At 54.3% G+C, this 6,494-nt stretch carries 5 protein-coding genes; 3 read left to right on the top strand and 2 right to left on the bottom strand.

From position 1 onward, the window contains the following. The first annotated feature begins 204 nt into the window (after positions 1 to 204). Positions 205 to 1,140, top strand: coding sequence for a deoxyribonuclease IV (locus H5U02_13190; protein ID MBC7343376.1), 936 nt, complete (start codon positions 205 to 207; stop codon positions 1,138 to 1,140). Positions 1,141 to 1,163: 23 nt separating this feature from the next. Here H5U02_13190 and H5U02_13185 read toward each other — a convergent pair whose 3' ends face one another. Beyond that, positions 1,164 to 3,182: a sigma-54-dependent Fis family transcriptional regulator gene (locus tag H5U02_13185; GenBank protein MBC7343375.1), complete on the bottom strand. Its 2,019-nt coding sequence runs from the start codon at positions 3,180 to 3,182 to the stop codon at positions 1,164 to 1,166. A gap of 429 nt (positions 3,183 to 3,611) precedes the next feature. Here H5U02_13185 and H5U02_13180 point away from each other — a divergent pair, with 429 nt between their 5' ends. Together H5U02_13180 and H5U02_13175 are read left to right on the top strand one after the other, a co-directional pair. Beyond that, positions 3,612 to 5,846 (top strand): molybdopterin-dependent oxidoreductase, encoded by a 2,235-nt coding sequence (locus H5U02_13180; GenBank protein MBC7343374.1) that lies wholly within the window; start codon positions 3,612 to 3,614, stop codon positions 5,844 to 5,846. A gap of 11 nt (positions 5,847 to 5,857) precedes the next feature. Then, positions 5,858 to 6,109 (top strand): hypothetical protein, encoded by a 252-nt coding sequence (locus tag H5U02_13175; GenBank protein ID MBC7343373.1) that lies wholly within the window; start codon positions 5,858 to 5,860, stop codon positions 6,107 to 6,109. Between the two features lie 21 nt (positions 6,110 to 6,130). Here the strand turns inward: H5U02_13175 and H5U02_13170 are convergent. Further along, positions 6,131 to 6,494, bottom strand: a 364-nt coding sequence (locus H5U02_13170; protein MBC7343372.1) for an NADH:flavin oxidoreductase, incomplete at its 5' end; no start/stop codon positions are given.

Raw genomic sequence — 6,494 nt, 5'->3', positions numbered from 1 at the left:
ACGCTTATCTCTATTTTCTTACCCTGGGGCGGGCAGTACCCGTGCCCAGATCAAACGCCAGTCAAGCGCGGCGATAGGTAAATATTTTCGAGGGAGTCCCCCATGCTGCGGCTTGGAGTACCACGGAGGATGAAAATGGCCAAGGGCGTTCGAACGGCAAGAAGCCCCCAAGCTGGAAGTAAGTTATTGTCGGAGGAGGCCAAAATGGTGGCAAGAACTAGGTCAGCAGGTGAAGAGGCTAAGGCCAGCGTTCCTCCCCAAGGGTTTCGTATCGGTGCCCACATCTCCATCGCTAAGAGCCTTAGCGATGCATTGCGCATGGCTAAAAGTATCGGCGCCAACACTTTTCAGTTTTTTACCCGCAACCCCCGGGGTGGTGCGGCCAGGCAGATTGGCGGGGCAGAGATTGAGATTTGGGATAGAGAGCGGTCCCAGCTGGACGTGGCGCCGGTGGTGGGGCACCTACCTTACACCGTTAATCTAGGAGCGGCCCCCGGCAAGCTCCGGGATTTTGCCCTGATGGTTTTGGCCGAAGATGTAGTTCGAGTGGGAGAAATAGGTGGGGAGCTGGTGGTGTCCCATCCGGGACGGCATGATGGCGACCCGGAGGCGGCCAGGGAAAGGATTGCTTCCTTGGTCAGGGAGGGGCTGGATCAAGCCAAAGGAGTCTGGGAGGAAAGGCCGGACCAACAGAAGCAACTTCCGACTTTTCTTTTGGAAGCCATGGCCGGCCAGGGGAAAGAAATCGGCAGCCTGGAGGATTTGGCTCGGATTTTAGACCTTTTGGACTGGCCGCCAGAGGTAGGCATCTGCCTGGACTCTGCTCATCTCTTTGCTGCCGGTTGGGACCTTAGGACACCAGATGGTTGTGGTCAGCTGGTGGAGCGGCTGGAAAGGCTATTTGGCCTTGACCGGGTTAAAGCTATGCACCTAAACGATTCCCAGGCGCCCTTGGCCAGCCACCGCGACCGCCATGCCTGCATTGGTCAAGGCGAGCTCGGGGATGGCGGCATCAGCGCCATTGTCAATCACCCCTTCCTAGGCTCGCTACCGCTACTGCTTGAGACCACCGTAGAGAAATACCAGGACTACGCAGTTGAAATCCAACGGGTGTTGGAACTGAGAAATGTAAAGGCTTAGATAGCTAACGTTAACAGGATAGATTAAAGGTTATATTGTTTAAGCCGACGATACAAGGTGCTTTTGCCTATACCTAGCAAGTGGCTGGCCTTCCGAACGTTGAAATTAGTAACCCTAAGGGCCTCGAGGATGGCTTCCTTTTCCACTTCGCGGAGCCGAGTTGAAGAGGCTGAAACCACAGGATCGGAGGTTAAAGGTATGTCTCTGTCGGCTGCGAGGTCCGGAAAGTCTTGTTCATCAAGGATTTCGTGGGTGGTCAGCGCTACTGCTCTTTCTACCATATGCTCTAGTTCTCTCACGTTGCCTGGCCAGTCGTATTGTTGGAGCTTCTTTAAAGCCGACGGGGTTATGCCGCGGACGTTCTTCTGAAACTTTTTTGCCATTTCGGCCATAAAATGCTCGATCAAGGCCGGGATGTCCTCTTTGCGATCCCGTAGTGGGGGTATACGGACAACTATGACATTGAGGCGGTAAAACAGGTCCGCCCGGAAAGCTCCCTTACGGACTTGGGCCTGAAGGTCGCGGTTGGTAGCAGCAATAATACGAACATCTACTGAGATGGCCCGCTTACCACCAATGCGTGTGATTGCCTTCTCCTCAATTGCCCTAAGAAGCACTGGCTGTACTTCCAAAGGAAGATCGGCAACCTCGTCTAAGAAGAGAGTACCTCCATTGGCAAGCTCGAATTTTCCAGGCTTGCCACTGCGCTCCGCTCCAGTAAAAGCTCCCCGCTCGTAACCAAAAAGCTCGCTCTCCACCAAGGTCCTAGGTATACCAGCGCAGTTTACGGCCACAAATGGACCTCGCTTGTTGCTCTTATTGTGGATAGCCTGAGCGAAGAGCTCCTTTCCTGTGCCGCTCTCTCCCAACAGCAGAACGGTGGAGTCAGTTTGCGCGGCTGTTTGGGCTATGGCGATGCACTTTCGAAGCGATTTGCTGACACCTATCAACGACTCAAAAGTGAAACGGGCTTCTGTTCCCATTATTTGATTCGCCAGTTTCTTAACCCGGCCGATTTGGGTCAAGGTAGCTACAACCCCGACCCCCGTGCCCCTATCATCGAAAACTGGCCGGGCGCTTACTGTACAATGGATGGGACCGCGAGGGGTATCCAAGGCGACTTCCATGTCGCTGATGGTGTCGTTATGGTGGAGGACGCTAAGCAGGGAAGGTTCACAATTAAAATACCGCTTCACCGGATGGCCGAGTGTGGCCTTAGGATCTAGCGACAAGATTTTTCCTGCCTCTTGGTTCATATGAGTGATATTTCCGCATGAATCGATGGCCAAAACGCCTACTGGTATGCTTTCCATTGTGGCGCTGAGGATTTGGCTCGTAACGGTTAGATTGCGAACCGATTCTCTTATCTGCAGTTCGTTGGATATTGCCTGAGCTGCAGCTACCACCATGCCCAAGGTGTGTGGGTGGACCAGCGAGTTGCGAGCGGTCATGTTGATGACGCCGATTAGCTGGTCGGCAGGATCAAAGATCGGGGCTGCGGAACAGGTGTTTTGGTGGATAAGTGCACAGTAATGCTCTGGTCCCACGATCTGAAGGGGGATACCGGTTACCAAAGCCGTCCCTACGGCATTAGTGCCAGAGGCCTTTTCGCTCCACATGGCTCCTACTACTAGATTCATGGCCTTGTACTTGGGCAAAACGTCTGGATCCCCAAGCAGCTCCAGGATGACCCCATCTTGATCGGTAATAAAAATAATGAAACCAGATCCAGAAACTAAGGCATATAAGCTATGAAGATAAGGTCTAGCGGCGGATATGAGGCTGGCATTTCTCGCTAGGCGGTGGGCCAAATCGTCCGGGGGGACGTTGATCCCCAACCTGCGGCTTTTGGGATCCACTCCGAGTTTGGCACAGCGCTGCCAAGAGGTAGCGATAACGGGTCTAACTACTTCATCAAGAACTCTGCCCTCAGTGATAAACAACTCCCAAGCCTTTTTCAGCCGCACTCGATAGCAATCGTAATTATAATTGGTAACTCGACTCGACCACAGTTGTTTTTGATCACAGGAATTCCTCTTCATGACCCGGCTCGCCTCCCCAGCGGGGAACGTAATTCGCGCAATAAAAAATTTCTTTAAGTTAGGAGGGCTTTCCTGCTTTAAGGATAGCAATGTGAAGGATTTTACAAAAAAGATCTGTCCCAACCTGGGAAGATCGAAGTGGCTTCCTAATAACTTGGTTCTTAGGCCATAGTTCTGTCCCAGTCTGGGAAATCATAGCTCCTGCTAAATCTATCCCTGCACGACTAGTCACGGCGGACTAGTATAACTATGGCCCTCACCTCCTTTGGTACGGTTTTTGCTACAGTTGAGGGCTGAAAATCGAATTGGGTGGTAGGAATTTGTAGTGAATTGGAGTCGGAGGCGGAGGTGGTGATGCCCGGGAAAGCGGGCCAACGTAAGCGCTGCTGAACGATACTAATACTAATTCTGGAGGAGGGTGCCAAAAGCGTGGAAGTAAAAAGAAATACCTGCTACATGTGTTGGCAACAGTGCGGGCTGCTGGTCTACCTTGAGGACGGCAAGGTCATAAGGGCCGAGGGCGATCCGAGCGCTTTAGTAGGCGGAGGGTATACCTGCGAGAGGGTGGCTGCCATCCCAGAATTTCATTATCATCCTCAACGGCTCAACTATCCCCTAAAGCGGGCTGGCAAGCGGGGTGAAGCCAAATGGCAGCGCATAACCTGGGACCAGGCCATGGACGAGATTGCAGACAAGCTGCTGGCCATACGCAAAGAGTATGGTCCCGAGGCCATTGCCAAGATCGGCGGTACCGTCCACGGACCTGCCGACTGGGCTTGCTGGCGCTTCTTTAACCTTTGGGGCTCACCCAACATCTTCAATCAGGGCAAGAATTGCGGCGAAGCCAACAATCTCATGGAGGTGGCCATGTACGGGTGGGATACTCTAGGCTGTGCGCCTAAGCCAGGGGCCACCAAGACCATCGTGGTTTGGGGTGCCAACCCGGCTCACAGCTGGATGACCAAGTGGAACGTCATCCGCGAGGCCCAGCGGCAGGGGGCCAAGATGGTGGTTATCGATCCTCGCCTGACCGAGACCGCTTCCTACGCCGACCTTTGGATTCAAGTGCGGCCGGGGACAGATGGAGCTCTTGCCTGGGGAATGCTGAATGTCATTATTGAAGAGGGGCTCTATGATAAAGAGTTCGTAGAGCGCTGGTGTCTCGGCTTTGATGAAATCAAAGAGCGGGCTAAGGAATATCCACCAGAAAAAGTAGCCGAGATAACCTGGGTACCCAAGGAAAAAATCATTCAGGCGGCCAGGATGTACGGCGACGGTCCCACCTGCCTAGTCTGGGGTTTGGCAACCTGCCACCTTGGCAACGGAGCTGGCCAAGTAGCGGTACATGCCCAGGCGGTCTTGCGGGCTATTACCGGAAATATCGACCGCGAAGGCGGAAACCCCCTGACCGGACCATTCAATGGCGTTGACTGGTACAACGGCATCGTGTGGGACGGGATTGTTACCAACCCCGAGCGGAAACGGGACTGCCTAACTGCGCACAAGTTTCCCATCTGCTCAGTAGAGTCGCTTAAGCGCTACAATGATGCTGTGAAGAAAGCCTGGGGCGTCGGTTATGGGTGCTCCCATTATATGCTCTTCCCATCTTCTCGGGGCATTTGGGATGGTATCCGATACGGCGACCCATATCCGGTTAAGGCGCTGTTTATTCAGACCGGCAATCCCATGACCACCCTGGCCGGGGCCAAGAACTGCTATGAGGCCATGAAAGTTGTTGACCTGTCGGTGGGGATCGACTTCTTCATGACTCCAAGTTTAGCCCTATGCGATTACGTGCTGCCGGCGGCTGACTTCCTCGAGAGACCGCACTTGATGCTGTTCTGGGGCCTTACCAATGTGGCTGTAGCTCAGAAGCAGGTAGTGGAGCCGCTCTATGAGCGCCGCGACGATTATTACCTGTGGAAGGAGCTGGGTAACCGTGTAGGTCAAGCTGGTCAATGGCCTGAAACTCTGGAGAAGATGTATGACCTATTCCTCAAGCCCTCGGGTATGACTCTGGCCCAACTAGCCGAGCGTGAGGAGAACTGGCTGGTTCCGGCTGAAGAATACCAGCGCTATGAGAAGATAGGCTTTGGTACTCCCTCGGGAAAGGTAGAGCTGGTACCCAGCTTAATCAAGGCAGCAGGATATGATCCGTTGCCGCGTTACCAGGATCCACCCCAGAGCCCGTACCGCACTCCCGAGCTGGCCAAAGAGTACCCGTACATCCTCATCAGCGGCTCCAGGATCCGGCCCTACTGGCACACCAGCTTGCGCCAGCTTAAGACTTTGAGGTGGATGCATGAGTACCCGGTGGTAGAGATTCACCCGGAGACTGCTCGCCAGCTGGGGATTGCCAACGGCGATATGGTTTACATTGAGACACCGTTGGGGCGGGTTCGCCAAAAAGCCCGCATCATAGAGGGCATCAATCCCCAGGTAGTTCATGCCGAGGCTTACTGGTACTTTCCGGAACAGCCGGAAGAAGAGCCGTACCTCTTCGGAGTCTGGGACACCAACATTAATGCCATAATCCCGGACGATTATGAGGTATGCGACTACGCTGGTGATCACCCCTTCAGGGGAGTAATGTGCAAGATCTACAAGGCAGAAACCGCGCTCAACTGCACTGGGCCCTTTGCAGTCAATTGTGGGGGTGAGTAACAGCAAGTGGCATGGCGGGGCATGACTGGGAAGAAGTAGAGGCTCGGTGTTATTTCTGTCCCAATCAATGTCGAGTGCTATTGGTCATAGATAAAGATCGGATAGTGAAAACGGTGAGGCGTGAGGCGCGTCAGCCTGCCTATGGTGCTGCTACTGAGGCTCAGTGCCAGAAGCTGAGGAGTTTGGCTGGCGAGCACTTAGAAAAAGCCCTGGCGATATTACGAGCTCCTAAAGTGCCGAAGATCGTGGTGGGTGGTCATTAATCAAGAGCCGGAGTTATCCCGTCAGCGGGGTAACTCCGGCTCTCCATTGCTAGCCTGGTTTAGTTCCTCCCAGGCCTTTTGTGCCCACTCTTGGTCTTTGAGGAGGGCTCGACCGATGCCCACCAGGTCGGCCAGACCCTGGCGAATTATGCGGTCGGCAAATGCTGCTGTCTTGATGCCCCCGGTCACCATTACCGGGGCCTTAGCCACTGGTTTTATGGCCTCGGCCAAGTACAGGAAGAAGCCCTCAGGGCCGTGCGTCAGGTAGCCGCAGAGGCCACCAGAAAGATCGATCACATCGGCGCCGGCGTTCACTAGTAGGGGTGCGGCCTGACGGCTGTCCCCAGGGGTAGTGCCTCCAGGCATCCGGTCATCGGCTCCCAGG

The sequence above is a fragment of the Clostridia bacterium genome (assembly GCA_014360065.1).
Taxonomy (GTDB): Bacteria; Bacillota; DSM-521; order Neomoorellales; family JACIYF01; genus JACIYF01.
This window is presented reverse-complemented; position numbering and strand designations above follow the sequence as displayed.

What these genes read in the sequence shown, in the direction of transcription:
- H5U02_13175 (MBC7343373.1), top strand. Translation starts at nt 5,858, where the DNA reads ATGGCGGGGCATGACTGGGAAGAAGTAGAGGCTCGGTGTTATTTCTGT.
- H5U02_13190 (MBC7343376.1), top strand. Translation starts at nt 205, where the DNA reads ATGGTGGCAAGAACTAGGTCAGCAGGTGAAGAGGCTAAGGCCAGCGTT.
- H5U02_13185 (MBC7343375.1), bottom strand. Translation starts at nt 3,182, where the DNA reads ATGAAGAGGAATTCCTGTGATCAAAAACAACTGTGGTCGAGTCGAGTT.